The 18,164-nt window shown below is 45.4% G+C and carries 7 protein-coding genes; all 7 read right to left on the bottom strand.

Annotated features, from left to right (window positions below; genetic code table 11):
• Positions 1-11: 11 nt before the first annotated feature.
• On the bottom strand, positions 12-3,170 hold the full coding sequence (locus AC1DV1_RS19215; protein ID WP_477362165.1) for an efflux RND transporter permease subunit: 3,159 nt from the start codon (positions 3,168-3,170) through the stop codon (positions 12-14).
• A 41-nt stretch (positions 3,171-3,211) separates the two neighbouring features.
• Entirely contained in the window at positions 3,212-4,411 is a 1,200-nt protein-coding gene (locus tag AC1DV1_RS19210; protein ID WP_477362163.1) for an efflux RND transporter periplasmic adaptor subunit, read from the bottom strand.
• A gap of 169 nt (positions 4,412-4,580) precedes the next feature.
• The gene (locus AC1DV1_RS19205) at positions 4,581-6,026 is read right to left on the bottom strand and encodes an MBL fold metallo-hydrolase (RefSeq protein ID WP_477362161.1); all 1,446 of its coding nucleotides are present in this window, start codon (positions 6,024-6,026) and stop codon (positions 4,581-4,583) included.
• A 9-nt stretch (positions 6,027-6,035) separates the two neighbouring features.
• Entirely contained in the window at positions 6,036-8,033 is a 1,998-nt protein-coding gene (locus AC1DV1_RS19200) for a hypothetical protein (RefSeq protein WP_477362159.1), read from the bottom strand.
• Between the two features lie 242 nt (positions 8,034-8,275).
• Complete coding sequence (locus AC1DV1_RS19195; RefSeq protein ID WP_477362157.1) at positions 8,276-10,078, bottom strand: beta-galactosidase; 1,803 nt, start codon at positions 10,076-10,078, stop codon at positions 8,276-8,278.
• 351 nt (positions 10,079-10,429) lie between these two features.
• A complete protein-coding gene (locus AC1DV1_RS19190; protein ID WP_477362155.1) occupies positions 10,430-11,665 on the bottom strand; it encodes a hybrid sensor histidine kinase/response regulator in 1,236 nt (411 codons plus the stop codon).
• 33 nt (positions 11,666-11,698) lie between these two features.
• Positions 11,699-17,347, bottom strand: a complete 5,649-nt coding sequence (locus tag AC1DV1_RS19185) for a HAMP domain-containing protein (RefSeq protein ID WP_477362153.1) — start codon at positions 17,345-17,347, stop codon at positions 11,699-11,701.
• Positions 17,348-18,164 lie beyond the last annotated feature (817 nt).

The following is an 18,164-nucleotide window of genomic DNA, read 5'->3' as shown; positions in this document are numbered from 1 at the left end:
CTTTTACTAAATTAACGGGCAGGTACCACTTCTGCCTCATCATCTTCATCTTCGGGTTTTGGTTTACGGCCAACTTTTTCCTGCAGGGATTGGAAAATGATAAATAGTATCGGGATTACAAATACCCCAAATACCGTCCCCACAAACATCCCTCCTACAGCGCCCGTGCCTATGGATTTATTGCCATTTGCACCGGCCCCCGTCGAAAACATCAATGGCATAATACCAAATATGAAGGCAAAAGACGTCATCAGGATGGGGCGCAAACGGGCTTCGGCGCCGGCAATGGCAGCGGGTATTAAATCCATACCTGCCCGGCGTCGCTCTAAAGCAAATTCTACAATCAGGATAGCGTTCTTTGCCAGCAAACCGATGAGCATAATGAGCGAAATTTGCAGGTAAATGTTACTGCCGATATCAAAAATCCAGGCAAACAGGTACGTACCGGCCAGGCCAACAGGCAGCGACAATAATACTGCGAATGGCAGGATATAGCTTTCATATTGCGCACTAAGTAAAAAGTACACAAACACCAGGCAAAGCATAAATATATAAGCCGATTGCGTGCCGGTGCTCAATTCTTCGCGGGTAAGGCCCGAAAATTCAAAATCGTACCCGGCAGGCAGCGTTTGTTTGGCAACTTCATTAATAGCCTTTATAGCATCACCGGTACTGTACCCCGGATTTGGAGAGCCGGAAACCGATATGGCCGTAAATAAGTTAAACCTTGAAATAGACTCGGGACCAAATACCCTTTTCAGTGTAATAAACGATGTTATTGGCGCCATGGCACCAGCCGCGTTGCGTACAAATATTTTACTCAGGCCAATTTCGTTGGCCCGGTAATCATAATCTGCCTGTACCATAACCCGGTATTGCTTGCCAAACTCATTAAAGTTTGAGGCGTATAAACCGCCGTAATAACCTTGCAGGGTATTTAATACACCTGTTACCGTTACACCAGCCTCCTTACATTTTGCCACATTAACATCTACCTGGAACTGCGGAAAGTTTGGATTAAATGATGAGTTAAGGTTTTGGATCTCCTTACGTTTTTTTAATGCCGCCTGGAAGGTATTACTTACCTTATACAATTCATCAACAGTATGGCCGCCTTTATCCTGTAGCTGAAACTCAAAACCGTCGCTGTTACCAAACCCCTGTAAGGTCGGCGGCGAAAAGTAAAACACATTCGCCTCGCGCATGTCTTTTGTTTTTGCCGAAAGCTGGGTGATAATACTTTGCAGGCTTTGGCTTTTATCTTTACGTTGGTCCCAGCCCTTCAGCTTCATGATCACCATGGCGTAGGCGCTGCCCGATCCGGCGATAAAGTTAAAGCCCACCAATTTAAGCGTATTAACTACCGATGGGATGGTATGGCCAATACTGTCTATCTTATTGGCTACCGCATCGGTACGTTCCATTGACGAGGCAGGCGGCAGGCTGATGGCAGCAAACACTGTCCCCTGGTCTTCATTAGGCACAAAGCTGGATGGGGTTGTTTTAACCAGGTAAATCAGGATGGACGAAAACACCACCACCGCCGCGAGGGCAATCCATTTGCGACCGGCCAAAAAGTTTACCGATTTTTTATATTTATTGGTTACCGCATCAAACGAGGTATTAAACACCACGTAAAAATGATTGATGAAACCATGTTTCTTTGTCCCTTTTTCATGTGGTTTTAAAAACAGTGCGCATAATGCCGGGCTTAAGGTTAGGGCATTTACAGCCGATAGCAAAATGGCTACAGCCAGCGTAATACCAAACTGCTTATAAAATACGCCTGTAGAGCCCGAAATAAACGTAACGGGTAAAAATACCGCCGACATAACCAGCGTGATGGAAACGATAGCGCCCGAAATTTCGTTCATAGCATCTACAGATGCTTTCCGCGCCGATTTATAACCCTGATCAAGCTTGGCGTGTACAGCTTCTACCACCACAATGGCGTCATCTACCACAATGCCTATTGCCAGCACCAGCGCAAAAAGGGTAAGCAGGTTAATAGTGAAGCCAAACAGGTTGAGGAAAAAGAAGGTACCCACAATAGCCACAGGCACCGCAATAGCCGGGATTAACGTTGACCGAAAATCCTGCAAAAACACAAACACTACTATAAATACCAGGATAAATGCTTCTATCAATGTACTGATCACCTTTTCTATCGAGGCATCAAGGAAACTGTTGGCATCAACCAGGTAAGTTATTTTCATCCCCTTAGGGAATTTTTCGGCAGCGGCCTCCAGGATTTTTTTCGATTCATTGATCACATCGCGGGCGTTTGACCCTGCTGTTTGGCTGATAGCCACCCCTACCGAAGGCAACCTGTTGGTTTGTATCTCGAAAGAATAATCTAACGAACCCAACTCAACACGTGCCACATCATTCAGGCGCAACATCTGCCCGTTACCTACCGATTTGATGATGATATCGCCAAATTCGGCGGCGGTTTTTAGCCGGCCTTTATAGCGGATAACATACTGGAAGGATTGCTTGCTGTTTTCGCCAAATTTGCCCGGGGCGGCCTCTATATTCTGCTCGTTGAGCGCTTCGGTAATATCATCAGGTATAAGATTATAGCGCGACATTACATCGGGTTTTAACCAGATTCGCATAGAATAATCTTTTGAGCCAAACACGTTGGCATTACCAACCCCGGTGACCCGCTGAATTTGTGGCACCAGGTTTATTTTGGCGTAATTTTGCAGAAAAGTTTCGTCGTAAGTTTTATTCTCGCTGTATAACGAAAAGATAATCAGGTTACTGCTTTGGCTTTTGGCTACCGTAACACCGGATTGCGTAACCACCAATGGCAGCAAACTTGTAGCCCTTGATACCCTGTTCTGTACGTTTACCGCAGCCAGATCGGGATTGGTGCCAACCTTAAAATATACGGTGATTGATGCCGAACCATCGTTACTGGCAGATGAAGTCATGTAGGTCATGTTCTCTACCCCGTTTATCTGCTCCTCCATCGGAATGATCACACTTTTGAGCACCACATCGGCGTTGGCGCCGCTATAAAAGGCCTCTACCTGTACAGTAGGTGGTGCGATATCCGGATATTGCGAAATTGGTAAGTTTATTAACCCTAAAATACCCAGTATTACCAGCAAAACCGAAATTACGGTGGATAGTACCGGGCGTTCTATAAATTTTTTAAGCATAGTATAGCTGTTGTAAATGAATTGAGGGATAAGAAACGATATTATTTAACGCCGCCGTAAACCGAACCGGCGCTAACTTCATTTGGCTTAATTTCGGTACCATCCTGCAGGTTACCCGAGCTTTCCAGCACAATTTTATCGCCGGCCTTTAAGCCATCGGTAACTACATAAAACTGGCCGGCCGTATTATCCATCACTTTAATGGCTACATTTTTTATTTTATGCTGATCATCAACCACGTAAACAAAACGTTTGTCCTGCAATTCATAAGTGGCGCTTTCGGGCACCAGTAAAGCCGATTTTACAACATTCGGGATGCGTACTACCGCACTGCTGCCACTGCGGATAAGGCCGCGCGGGTTTGCAAAATCAGCACGTACGTTGGCTGCACCGGTTGCTGTATTAATTAAACCGTTCACCGTTTCAACCTTACCGGCATGCTCATAAGTACTACCATCAGACAATATCAGCGAAACCGCGGGCAACTGGCTTAGCTTGGTTTTAAAAGACGTTTTATTTGTACTATCGCGACTAAAACCAAGCAGTTGCTTTTCGTTCATGGCAAAATATACGTAAACATTTGAGGTGTTGTAAACCGTGGTTAGCGGGTCTGTTGTACTGCTGGTTACCAGGCTGCCCAATTTGTAGGGTAACGCGCCTATAACGCCATTCACAGGGCTGGTGATGGTAGTGTACCCTAAATTTACTTTTGCATTTACCAATGCCGCTTTAGCCTGGGCCAACGCCGCCGCTTTTGATTGCTGCGTATACTCGGCCGATTCCAGTTCATAGTGGCTGATGATGTCTTTCTCCACCAGTGGTTTTACCTTATTCACTTGCATTTTGGCAAGTGCAAGATCAGCTTCGGCGGTTTTAATACCAGCCTCGGCGGTACGCACCTCCTGCTCATATTGCGGGGCATTAATTTTAAAAAGCAATTGCCCTTTRGTTACAACGGCGCCTTCATCAACATAAATTTTTTCAACATAACCATCAACCTTCGGCCTTATTTCGATATTTTGCTGCCCCTGTATACTGGCAGGGTAATCAACATTCAACGTGGCCTGGCGCGGTTGAACCTGCACTACTTTGTAATCCAACACCTGTTGTGCCTGGCCGGCGGCCTGCTTATTTTTATTACCACACGATGCGGTTACTAAAACAATGGCCGGCAATAAAGACAGGGCATTAAAAAAACGTTTTGTTTGGATTTTTTTGGAAGACAGGATAAGCAACATCATTATAAATTAAATCATCAACACCACCGCGCACGGCAAAGCGGCCGCTAAATTCGGATATAGTTTCAATATAGATGCCTAAGCGGGCTATATTGTTACAGTAGGAATGAAAGATTTGTTTGATTAGATGATTACAAATCGTTTTTTTACGTATAAAGCAACTTATCTATGATTAATTTGCATCACTGTGAACCTCATATTCTATGTAAAACTTCTGTTGGTTGTACACTGGCTTAAAAGGCACTTTAGCCCATGCTTCTTTGGCCTGGCCATCCGGGTCGCAATCAGGGTCATAGCCAATATCCATTACCAGCACGCGGTTTTGCGTATTTTCTTTTAGCTTTTTATAAAGATTTACCGCCGGCATTTTCCAACCGTTATTCTTGGTGATATTTGGGTCAGTACGATCAACAGGAATCATGGCTACAAGGTCTTTATGGATGATCTTATCGTCAAGATATTCTTTCAGGGTGGCGTTATGGCTGCAATGGTGCCCTACTTTATATAAAACAGTATTATTCAACAGAAAATCTAAAGTAAAACCTGGCTTTACTTTGTCTTTATCCCATTTAATATCTTCCCATGAAAGCCAGTTGCCAGTTTGGGCATCACCAACAAATAATAAAACTTTACCGCTATCAACCAGTTCAAAAGCCAGTACCAGGCTGCTGTTGTTGGTGTAAGTATCCAGGTAAAGGGATAAGCGCTCGGCCTGGTCAAGCCACTCGTCGTCTATGGTGCGCCAGGCATTTTTTTTCATCTGATATTCTTTCGAAAACAACTTTGATGTCAGTTTTCTATCGTGCTTTTTGTCGAACGGAAAATTTCCCTCATCCGAATCCACCGGCTCGCCTGTAAAATTTTTCATCGCCGATAGATAGCCTTCGGCAAGGTTACTTATTGCGGCAAGTTTAGTGTCGTAAGTTTCATCCTTATTGGGATTAATATCAAACAGCAAATTGCTATTTCTTGGCGGCCCCAGTACATAAACCTTAACCGAGTTTTGAGGCAGGGCGGGCAAATCCAATACAGAACCCGGCGACAGGTAAGATATGGTTTTACCCAGTTTGCGCAAATTATCAATACCCATTTGCGGCACTACCGGCGGACGTTTTACTTTCTTTTCGGCTTTTGGTACTTCAGCATCATCGGCTGCCAGATAAAAACCCAAAACATCACAGATGCGGCTGGAAGCAAGCGAGTGGCTTTCGTTATTATTTTTTGCAAGTTCGGCCACAATTTTTTGGAGGTTGTCGGTCACTTTACGTTGCCCGGCAGCAATTTTGCCGGCTTGTTCATCTTTCGGATCATCAAGCCACGATAGCCACACGTTATTGATACCCGTTTGCTGGAAAATATCGAAAGCGTGTACATATCCCGACAGGTGATCATTATGCTGGTGCGTACCCACTACAACATCAAGGGGCTTACCCTCCAAATCATCCTTAATAAACCCGGCTATAGTTTGAAGCCTTTGCTCAGATTTATCTGAATTGCGAAACGAGCCGCAATCAATTAATACCGAACTTTCGCTCCCGTCTTTTTTAAATTTTAACAGGAAGCAATCTCCAAGTTCGCCAACCTGGAACATTTTTATATTTACGCTAAGGTTACTCATGATAAGGTTTTAATGAAAATGTAAATTGGCAAAATTTATAGTACTAAACCCGTTATCGTCATCGTACATCGAATCGGAAAACGAAAGGGCCGCGTCGTCTTTACCTTGCTGATATGCAAGCTGCTTGGTAAACCTGTCCTGGCTGGCTATATTTTTTGTAACCAGGTAATTAACCTTAAAATCTTCGGCCATATTAAAAACAATAGTACAACCGCCTCTGAATTTCATTCTGTCAACAAGTGGGCTGCCTGTTTTTAAATCAACCCTACCTGTTTCAATTAATATGGTTGTTGATTGGGTTATGGTTACTATTACCTGTTCCAATATCATTCCGTCGCGGCCTAAACGGTAAGCAGGCCTTATTTTATGGATTTCAATAGGCAGCATGCCGCTTGTCCGTTCCTGTTTTAATTTAACGCCATCCAGTTCTTTATACCCAATTACAGTGGTGCTTAAGCCCAGCTTAGGCAACAGGCTTTCCAATTCGGGGCCGGATAAGATAGCCGAGGGCGTATTGCTGTGATTTTTTTGAGGCTTACCAACCAAAAAATCGTGGAAAGCGGCCTGTATAACTTTTGATTGCGTATAAATTTCTTTACGATCGGCCAGGTTGGATAGCGTTCGTACTTTATCCCTTAAAAAAGCGGCCATTTTCCCAAGACTGTTCCGGTCCAATGGCCCAAAATTATCGGGCGTACACCATCTCAGGCTCTCTTCCGAAAAAGTATTTACATGATCGGGAAATATGCCCCAACTCCTGAAAGCATCTATAAGTGCTATGCGGTAATTATTGTCATCGCCGGGTGCAAAATCAATATCAGCGGTAACCAGGGCACGCAAATACTCGCCAAATGTAATGTCAACCGGCGGGCAGTAATCCAGTGCGCGGATTGCTACCTTCATTAAATGCTGGGCTATTTCGCATACTTCCTGCGCAAGCCTTGTAGCCAAATCAAGCTGTAGTACGCCCTGGGGCAATACACCCGAGCCATTTGTAGCTATCCTGATTAAATCCTGGGTTTTAAAATTATAAATCTTGATGAGGGCATCAAAAAAAGTAGATACCAGTACCGATCCTAACTCATGTGCCTCGGTTCGGGTTTGGTAAAGCGTAGGGTCGGGCTTACTTCGTTTCCAGATTCCGTCTTTATCAGTGCCGCCTATGGCGCTGCGTAAGGCCCCCCTGCCGTGCGCCATGGCGTTGCCAAATTGAGTGGCCAGTTCGCCCAGGAAAGTAAACTTATCTAAACTGCCATCAGATTTTGAAAACTGGTTAATTACCAATTCATTAATGGTAAACCGTTGTAATAACGCAACAATATCGGCAAAGGCTTCATGAAAAGCCGGCACATCGGGATTTGTATTTTCGATAAACCGGGGGTGAATACTATCTAAAAGCGCGTGGGTAACCTCATGCGATACGATATCTGGCGAGAGACACGCAAATACTGCCCCGTTTGGAAAATTGGCCCCCTGTATTTGCTGCGCTGCTTTAAAATAGCCAAACAGGATGGCTTTTTTCTCGGTAGTATAATAGGCATTGGCAGCCCTGAACGCGTGCGGGTACAAACGTATGCGCTGAACATAGCTTTCGATAGGCCGGCCGTTTTTACCTTTTACAGGGTTTCCCTGGGGATCTTTAACGATGCGCGAGTTCCAGATTAATTTTCGGCCCAATGATTGTTCAAAGTACTCCAGGGTTTTCATGGCAATTGTGTACACAAACTGCTGATGAAATTGCGGATTGCCTTCGCTTGGGGTTAAGCCGTTTTGCGATAGAACTTCTACCGAATCCAGGTTTACCGGCTCATAATAACAATTGCTTGGCGGGTCGATGTCTATCACTTCAAAGTATTCGCCGGTTGGCCCTACATTTTCGGGCTTATCCAAATTTTCCCATAGTACCCGGTAGGTAGTCTGGTTAAATTTCATGGTATCCAGCTGAGTTGAAAAGCCCGGATCAAGGGTGTATCCCCTTAAGTACCGGTAAACCAATTTGACCGCCATATTAATTATGTTTAGTGTTTAGGAGTTATTGTTTGCAGTAGTAAAGTTCTGATAATGATTGATATATACAATAGGTGTTTTCACGGTATTTTACAGATATTTTCCGCACCACAGCAATCCTGTTGTGACTTTAAATACGCTCAATAAATCTTCACGTGGATATGGCTATCCCATAAACAAAAACAGCTTGCTCCTAATCAATTCGGGGCAAGCTGTGCAAATATTGGGTGTTTTGTTTAAGGTTATTCCAGCGTATTTACTCCTTTAATGGTAGTTTTGGTTTCCTGGTGCATATCAAATACAGTTACACTGTTTTTTCCTTTAAGCAACCAGTTTGCCGGGCAATACAAATGGAACTGAGGGCCAACATTCCAGTACCGGCCCAGGTTGTGGCCGTTTACCCAGATAACTCCTTTTTTAAAGTTACTAAGATCAAGATACGTATCGGCCACTTTGCTTAATTCAAAGCCGCCTTTAAAGTATACACCATCATGGAATCCTTCGGGATATTTATTGGGCAATGAGGCTATGAATTTTTCGTCCATAGGCAGTTTAAAAATCTGCCAGTTGGTAAGCGTCATTCCATTGAGAGTAACACGATCTGTAATTCCCTTGCGGTCAACCATGTATTGAGCAAAGTTTATGTGGCCCATGTTCTCTACCAGGATATCCAGTTGCGGATTTTTTACATCCGATTTTGGCAGTTTGATAGTCCACTTGCCGCCATCGCGATAAATGGTATCAACCAGTTTGCCATTTAATAAAACAAGTGCGTAATCATGCGGCTCGGTTATGGTTAGGCTGCCGCTTTTATGGCCAATAAGTTTTGTGCGGTACAATATAAAGCCGCTATACTGGCCCAGAGCTTCCATGGGTACCGCTTGTGGCGATTTAACAGCCGCAGGCAATTCTTTCCAAACGGTGGTAAAAGGCGCCATATCAAAAGCCGGTATTTCGACTGTTGGTATCGATTTTGGAACCTCTGGTATTTTGTATTTCACATATTTTGAAATCAAATTGCGTAGCGCAAAGTATTTGGGCGTTGGTGCTCCCTGCTCATTTACAGGCGCATCATAATCGTAACTGGTAACATCGGGCTGAAACTGGGTGGGGCTAAATGCGTTTGCTCCCGCATTATAGCCAAAGTTGGTACCGCCATGTACCACATACAAGTTGAAAGAACGTTTGTGTTCAAGTAAGTAAGTTACCTCTTTCACAATGCCATCAGTACCTGGCTTTTGCCATTTTTCTGTCCAGTGCGTTAACCAGCCGGGATACGACTCGCTGCTAAAAGCCGCAACATTGGGATTTTGCTTGGCCGCCTGGTCAAAATCGGCATCACTGCTGCCGCTATCTAAGCCAATAGCTGCACCGTCAACACCGCCTGCCTCCAACATAAAAGCGGTCGGGCCATCAGCAGTATAAAATGGCACGTTGATGCCATTGGTAACCCAAAGTTTTTTAAGTGTTTTAATATAGTCCCGGTCATTAGCATAGCTGCCGTATTCGTTTTCGACCTGTACCATCAGTATCGGGCCGCCGCCGGTACATTGCAGGCCCTTTACCTTTTGCGACAACGCAGTCACGTACCTGGTTACCGCCGCCATATAGCGGGGATCCATGCACCGTATTTTAATATCGGGAATTTTTAACAGGTATGGTGGCAGGCCGCCAAAATCCCACTCGGCACAAACGTACGGACCGGGGCGCAACAGTACCCACATGCCCTCTTGTTTACACATGCTGATAAATTCGGCAATATTCCTGTTTTCGGTTGTAAAATCGAATACCCCGGGCTGATGTTCCAGGTAATTCCAGAAAACGTAAGCGGCAATGGTATTACAACCCATGGCCTTTGCCATTTGGATGCGCTGGCGCCAGTACATTTTAGGAATCCTTGCCGGGTGCATTTCGCCGCTAATGATCTGGAATGGTTTGCCATCAAGCAAAAAATCGGTTTTGCTTAACGAAAAAACATGCTTTTGCTGCGCACCTGCAAGCCCTGCCAATAGGATGAAAAGAAATAAGAGGAACGTTTTTTTCATGTGTGATGTAAACTATTTATATGTTAATCGTGTGGTGACGGATAGCCTTAAGTTCTAAGTCCTTAGTCCTAAGTCAAAATGAATAAATCTAACTTTCGACTCAAGACTTAGTACTAATAACTTAATACTATTACAGCAAGCCTGCCGTGCCACAAATTTAAAATAACAAATGGTTTTTGATCACCCTTACACAAACGTTTGTGTGTTGGTTCATTGGTTTACTGGTTCATTAGTTCATTGGTCTTTTCCGGCGGAGTACTGTGGGTGTCAGCAAACTATGGTGAAACGCCCATATTGATAAAAAACATGAAATGAAATAAAAATCAAACAGATCTAACTATTGCTCCCATTTTACAACTCCGGTGGCTCTGTAAAATGTGGTAAGGTAAAACGGAAACAGGTGCCTTTGTCTACCTCGGTATCTACGTTAATGGTTCCCCCGTGGGCAGTTATAAAATCCTTTACCAGTAAAAGGCCCAGTCCGCTGCCTTTTTCCATATTGGTTCCTAAAATGGACGTTTGGCCGCTACTGCCAAAAAGCATGGCCTTCGTATTTTCGGCCATCCCTACGCCATTGTCGCGTATACATATCTCGACCATGTCACCTGATATACAGGCAGAAACCTTTACAGCGCCACCGCCGTGTGGTGTGTATTTAATAGCATTGGTTACCAGGTTTTGCAACACGGAGCGAAACATCAGGGTATCAGCCGTAATATAAATATCTTCGTCAACTTCATTTTCAAGGCTGATCTCTTTTTGATTAGCCGTTTCGCGTAACAGGTCAAGCGATTCATTAATGCCATGGGGCAAGTGAAGTTTTACGGGCTGGAAACTTGTTTTTTCGCGTTGATTTTTGGCCCATTCAACCAGTTCATTCAACTGGCTTAGAATTTTGTTTGAAGTGCGGTTGATGATACCCGATAACAGTTTAATCTGCTCTGGTTTCAGCTTATCGGCATCTCTTTTCAAGTTTTCTGACGAGGCCAGCAACGAGGTTAAAGGGTTGCGCAAATCATGCGAAATAACCGACAGGAACTTATCTTTTGATAGGTTAAGGGCCTTTAGCTCATGGTTCAGGTTTTCCAGTGCGATGGTGCGTTCAAGCACGCGCTGTTCCAGTTCCTGGTTAAGCTGGATAAGGTCGTTATTAATTAGCTGCAGTTTTTCTTCCTGCTGCTTCAATAACCTGTTCTTTTGATACAATTCGGTAAACACAGCCACTTTCGACCGCAGGATCTCCGGGTTAAACGGCTTCCGCACAAAATCTACCGCGCCGGCTTTGTAGCCCTTAAACACGGCAGCTTCTTCATAATCATGCGCCGTTATAAAAATAATGGGAATGTGCCGCAGCTTGTCCCGCTGATAAATAAGTTCGGCGGTTTCATAGCCATCCATCATCGGCATCTTTACATCCAGCAGGATGAGCGAAAAATCATCCTCCTTCAGCAGGATACGGAGTGCTTCGCGCCCGGAGGTAGCACTGGAAAAAGCATACTGATCTTTTTCCAGCACTACCCTCATCGATAGTAAATTATTTTCGTTATCATCAACCAACAGAATCTTAATGATACTGGTATCGTCCATTTTTAGCGTATAAGTACTTTGTTATCGATATAATTATTTAATGAGCCATACCCGCATCAGCGACAGCAACTGATCGGTTTTTACCGGCTTGGTGATATAATCTGATGCACCCGAAGCAATACATTTTTGCCTGTCGCCAATCATGGCTTTGGCCGTAACTGCTATTATTGGCAGGTTTTTGTTTCGTGCTTCTTTGCGGATGATCTGTATCGTTTCGTACCCATCCATTTCCGGCATCATAATATCCATCAGCACGATGTCAATGGTTTTATCCTTATTTAATATTTCCAGTGCTTCGCGGCCGCTCTCGGCAGTTATTGCTTCTATTTTTGATCTTTCAAACACCGCGGTTAAAGCAAACAGGTTGCGCACATCGTCGTCAACAACCAGTACTTTTTTGCCATCAAGCACATCGGCCTGGGTGCGCACGCTATCAATCATTTTCAGCTTGCTCTCGCTGATATATTTTTTATCAACGTGCAGCAATACCAATATCTCCTCTAAAAGGTAAACATGAGACGATGGAGTTTTAGTGATGATTTTATGATTGAGACGTTTAAGCTGAATAAGTTCGTCCTTCGTAAAATCCCTTGCGGAATGCAGCAGGATGGTGGTTTGCTGCTGCTTTAACAGGTTTATCTTATTGATCAGGTCCAGGCCGTTTGCATCGGGCAGTACAAAATCCATAATGATACAATCAAACATCTCCTTTTTAAGTATCGACAGTGCTTTTTTAGCTGTAACGGCACCCACAACCTCTACCCTATCACTTGATAACAATTCAGAGAGCCTGCTAAGCTCACTCTCGTTATCCTCTATCACCAGCACCCGTTTTTTGGAATGCTCGTGGAAGCTTACTATGCCTGTAATTAAATCCTGTAACGATGTATTTGAAAGCGGTTTCAGGCTAAATGATTTGGCGCCAAGCTTATGCGCCATTACCCTGTTATCCTCTCCCGAGATTACATGCACCGGTATATGCCTTAAGTTGATATCGCTCTTCAACAATTTCAGAATCTTCCATCCGTTTGATTCTGGCATGTTTACATCAAGCGTGATGGCAATCGGGTTGTATTTGATAATGTTATCAAAAATCTCGAGGTAACTTATGGCCACCAGCACTTTTATACCCATATCGTGGGCTTTATCTATCAGGATTTTGGTAAACCGAAGATCGTCCTCAACAACCAGCAACACCTTATCTTCGGCTACTATGTTGTGGCGGTCATCATCTATTACCATTTCGGCTGTTTCGGCCAAGCTGGTACGCAGGTGCGATACCGAAAGGTTCTCCTTGATTTTCACCACAGGTGTTTTTTCTTCTTTATATTTCAGCGGCAGGTAAAGTGTAAATGTACTGCCTTTGCCCAACTCGCTGCCCACGGTAATCGTTCCGCCTAACAGTTCGGCAAAGCCTTTACTGATGGATAAGCCAAGGCCGGTACCACCATATTTACGGCTGGTTGAACCTTCGGCCTGCTGAAAGGCCTCAAAAATGATCCCCTGCGTATTTTTGGAAATACCGATGCCAGAATCTTCAATGGAAAAGGCGATGACTTCGCCAGGCAGGCCAATAGGGTTTTCATGCCCGGCGACCGGGCGGAAAATATGGAGTTTAACCCGGCCTTTTTCGGTAAATTTAAAGGCGTTGGAGAGCAGGTTTTTGAGGATCTGGTTAAGGCGCTGCATATCTGTCTCCATCATTTCGGGCAGGGTTTCCTCTACTTCGATCTCAAATTTCAGGTTTTTAGCTTCGGATATCGGTTTAAAGGTTGATTCGGCAAATGAGGCTATCTCTTTAAAGCTAACAGGCATCACATCGGCCGCTATTACACCCGATTCAATCTTCGACAGATCGAGGATATCATTAATCAGCTGGATAAGGTCATCCCCGCATGAATGGATGGTTTTGGCAAACATCCGTTGTTTTTCTGTAAGGTTACCTTCCGGATTTTCAAACAGCTGCTGGGCCAATATCAATAAGCTATTAAGCGGTGTGCGCAACTCATGCGACATGTTGGCCAGGAATTCCGACTTGTATTTGGAGGTAAGCGTCAACTGCTCGGCCTTTTCCTCTAACGAGCGGCCTTTATCATGCAGCTCGTCGTTCGCCCTCCTTAACTCTTCCTGCTGTGCCGAAAGCTCGCTGGCTAATGACTGCGATTGGCTCAGCAATTCCTCGGTACGGGTATTGGTTTCAATGTTGTTCAATACGATACCGATACTTTCGGTAAGCTGATCCAGGAAGTCGATGTGGGTATCGCTGAAGTTTTCAAAAGATGCCAGCTCGATAACCGCTTTTACATTGTTTTCAAAAAGTACCGGCAATATCACCAGGTCGATAGGTGCGGCATTGCCTATACCCGAACTGATCTGTAAATATTCGTTTGGTACATTGGCAAGCCTTATCCTTTCCTTATCTGTAGCGCACTGCCCTACCAGCCCCTCGCTAAGCGAAAATTCCTGGTTAATGAGTTTGCGGCTCTTTTGCGCATAGCCCGCAAAAAGTTTCAGTTTGGGTTCGTCCGCGGCCTCGGGCTGCTCCAGTATATAAAACGCGCCGTAACGGGCATTCACCAGTTCGGCAAGCTCCGATAATACTTTGTTGGCCACCGCGTTCCTGTCGCGCTGTCCCTGAAGCATCTGCGCAAATTTAGCCAGGTTTGATTTCAGCCAATCCTGCTCGTGGTTACGTAAGGTTGTCCCTTTCAGGTTGGCAATCATCTGGTTAATGGTATCCTTCAAAGCTTCCAGCTCGCCTTTGGCCTCCACGCGTATGGTACGGGTAAGGTCACCCTTGGTTACCGCCGAGGCTACTTCGGATATGGAGCGCACCTGTACGGTAAGGTTTTGGGCCAGCTGATTTACGTTTTCGGTCAAATCTTTCCAGGTTCCGGAAGCGCCCGGTACACTAGCCTGGCCGCCCAAACGGCCCTGCACACCTACCTCGCGGGCTACGGTGGTTACCTCATCGGCAAATACCGCCAGGGTATCAATCATTTCGTTAATGGTATCTGTAAGCTGGGCCACCTCGCCTAAAGCGTTGATGGACAGGCGTTGTTTCAGGTTCCCTTTGGCAATACCGGTAGCCACCTTGGCAATACCACGAATTTGCCCGGTAAGGTTGGATGCCATTTGGTTTACCGAGTCAGTTAAGTCTTTCCAGGTACCGGCCACACCTTTTACGTGCGCCTGGCCCCCAAGCTTACCTTCGGTACCTACTTCACGGGCAACACGCGTTACTTCGGATGCGAAGGAGTTAAGCTGATCCACCATCGTGTTGATGGTGTTTTTAAGGTCCATGATCTCGCCCTTTACGTCGATAATAACTGTTTTTGAAAGGTCGCCGCTGGCCACCGCTTTGGTTACCTCGGCAATGTTACGTACCTGCGATGTTAAGTTACTCGACATCTGGTTTACCGAGTCGGTCAAATCTTTCCAGGTACCSGCAACGCCCGGCACAAWGGCCTGGCCGCCAAGGTTACCATCGGTACCTACCTCCCGTGCCACCCGCGTTACTTCGGATGCAAAACCACGCAACTGATCAACCATCGTGTTAATGGTTTCTTTCAACTGCAGGATCTCGCCCCTAACGTCAACCGTAATTTTTTTAGACAAATCGCCGTTTGCAATCGCAATCGATACGTCGGCAATATTTCTTAACTGCGCGGTAAGGTTGCCGGCCATTTTGTTTACCGAGTCGGTCAAATCCTTCCAGGTACCATCCACACCCGGCACGTTGGCCTGGCCGCCCAGCTGCCCTTCGGACCCTACTTCGCGGGCCACGCGGGTTACTTCGGATGCAAAACCGCGCAACTGGTCAACCATGGTGTTGATGGTATCTTTAAGCTCTAACAACTCACCCTTTGCATTTACCGTAATTTTCCGGGAAAGGTCGCCCTTGGCCACAGCAGTGGTTACCTCGGCTATATTACGTACCTGCGAGGTAAGGTTATCGGCCATTTTATTTACCGAGTCGGTTAAATCCTTCCAGGTACCGCCTACGCCCGGCACATTGGCCTGGCCGCCCAGCTGTCCTTCCGAGCCTACCTCACGGGCCACACGTGTTACTTCCGATCCGAAAGAATTCAACTGATCCACCATGGTATTGATGGTGATTTTCAGTTCCAACATCTCGCCCTGTACGTCAACCGTTATTTTTTTTGATAAATCGCCTTTGGCCACCGCGGTGGTTACCTCGGCAATGTTACGTACCTGCCCGGTTAGGTTGCCCGCCATCTGGTTTACCGAGTCGGTCAAATCCTTCCAGGTACCGCCTACGCCCGGTACATTAGCCTGGCCACCTAACTGACCTTCGGAGCCCACCTCGCGGGCTACACGCGTAACCTCCGAAGAGAAGGAGTTAAGCTGATCCACCATCGTATTGATGGTATTTTTCAATTCCAGCAACTCGCCTTTGGCATCCACCGTAATTTTTCGCGAAAGGTCGCCCTTGGCCACGGCGGTGGTTACACCCGCAATATTACGCACCTGGTCGGTTAGGTTACTTCCCATCTGGTTTACCGAGTCGGTAAGGTCTTTCCATACACCACCTACACCTTTTACACGGGCCTGGCCGCCCAGTTTACCTTCGGTACCTACCTCGAGCGCCACACGCGTTACTTCGGATGCGAAGGAGTTGAGCTGATCCACCATGGTATTGATGGTTTTTTTCAGCTCCAGCATTTCGCCTTTTACGTCAACCGTAATTTTTTTAGAAAGGTCGCCATTGGCCACCGCAGTGGTTACACCGGCTATATTACGTACCTGCGAGGTAAGATTACCCGCCATACGGTTTACAGAATCTGTTAAGTCTTTCCAGGTACCTGCAACACCCGGCACCTTGGCCTGCCCGCCCAGCTTACCCTCGGTACCTACCTCGAGCGCCACACGGGTTACTTCGGACGAGAAGGAGTTGAGCTGATCCACCATGGTATTGATGGTGTTTTTTAACTCCAGGATCTCTCCTTTGGCCTCTACCGTGATCTTTCGGGAAAGGTCGCCCTTGGCTACAGCCGTGGTTACAGCAGCCACGTTACGCACCTGGGCCGTTAAGTTACCAGCCATCTGGTTTACCGAGTCGGTAAGTTCGGCCCATACGCCCGCTACGCCTTTAATTTTGGCCTGCTCGCCCAGTTTACCTTCCGAGCCTACCTGCCGGGCTACCCGGGTTACCTCCATGGAGAACAGCTGGAGTTTGGAAAGCATCTGGTTTGATTCCTTGGCTATCCGCAGGAACTCCCCTTTTAGCGGATGGCCTTTTATCTCTAATGGGATATGTTTAGATAAATCTCCGTTGGCAACGGAGTTAATCATCCCCGCAATTTCTAACGTAGGCGAAGTAAGATCTTCGATGAGGTTGTTTAATGAATTTACACCGCTTGCCCACTCACCTTTAGCATCCGACAGTTCGATACGTTTGCCCAGGTTGCCCCGTTTACCAATGGTTTTTTCCGCAGCAGATATCTCGGCTACAAAACGCTCATTCATGTCGATAATGTCGTTGAGCACTTCGCAAATGCGGCCGTTGATACCCGCCTGGGTTACCGGCATGCGCACATTAAGCCTGCCTCCTTTAACAAGCGACAGCACTTTAAGTAATTCTTTAAGGTCAAGGGTGTCGGTGTCAGCTTGTGTAACGCCGGTTTCATTCAAGATGTTTTCTAAAATGTCGTCCTTCATGTGAAGAGTTTAATTGTGATCAGTTTATTTAAAATAGCTGTTACATAAACAACGGGAAGCCACATATGGTTAAATCCGTTATAGTAAAGATAAAAAAGCGACAGTAAATTTCTAAACAGTTAAGGCTAAAATATTTAAAAAGAAAATATTTTTCAGGTACAATAAAGCATCGGCAATTAGTCAGCAAATAAAACAAAATCCGACGAAATTGTTTTAAAATTTATTTTTTTAAACGTCAATTTTATTGCCGTATCAAAGGCAGTAATACGGGGACAATACCTTGATTATAAACTATTGGTTATCAAGTTCTTTCTCGTTTTTATCCTTCATTATACCGCAAACCTGTTAACTCCATTTCAAACGTCAACACATTGCCTGAAGTCTTCTTGTTCTCTCAGAAGCTGTCTAAATWTGGTTTATTAATGTATTTATACTTCTAATGAAATATATCCACGCGTTATTGTGGGTGGTAAAATTTGGGGAAACGCTGAAGGGGCAATGACATCGTGAAAAGGGCTGTCATGGTGAGCTTGTCGAACCATAGCGGGCAAAGGCCCCTCCGCGCGACCCTTCGATAAGTCGCCGTTGACGCATTTGTAACTTACTGATTATCAATTGAAAAAAAGTGTCATTTACAATGCAATCTTTTGTGCGCAAATAAAGGTTACTCAGGGTGACAGGCCTACGCACCTCGAAAACCCAACATGTGATGAGTAAGCACAAAGCAATGACGGTCTGTTTTTTATTTTTAGAAAGCTTCTCACCACTAGACCAAAAAACCTTTTTGAATTTTGATTTTTGACTTAATGTTCCCTCC

This window comes from Mucilaginibacter sp. P4_D1, from assembly GCF_056401935.1.
Note: the sequence above shows the minus strand (reverse complement) of the source record. Positions and strands in the feature narration are given on the sequence as shown.

Coding starts and splice junctions, on each gene's coding strand:
- AC1DV1_RS19200 (WP_477362159.1), bottom strand. CDS start 8,033: ATGGCGGTCAAATTGGTTTACCGGTACTTAAGGGGATACACCCTTGAT.
- AC1DV1_RS19215 (WP_477362165.1), bottom strand. CDS start 3,170: ATGCTTAAAAAATTTATAGAACGCCCGGTACTATCCACCGTAATTTCG.
- AC1DV1_RS19205 (WP_477362161.1), bottom strand. CDS start 6,026: ATGAGTAACCTTAGCGTAAATATAAAAATGTTCCAGGTTGGCGAACTT.
- AC1DV1_RS19190 (WP_477362155.1), bottom strand. CDS start 11,665: ATGGACGATACCAGTATCATTAAGATTCTGTTGGTTGATGATAACGAA.
- AC1DV1_RS19195 (WP_477362157.1), bottom strand. CDS start 10,078: ATGAAAAAAACGTTCCTCTTATTTCTTTTCATCCTATTGGCAGGGCTT.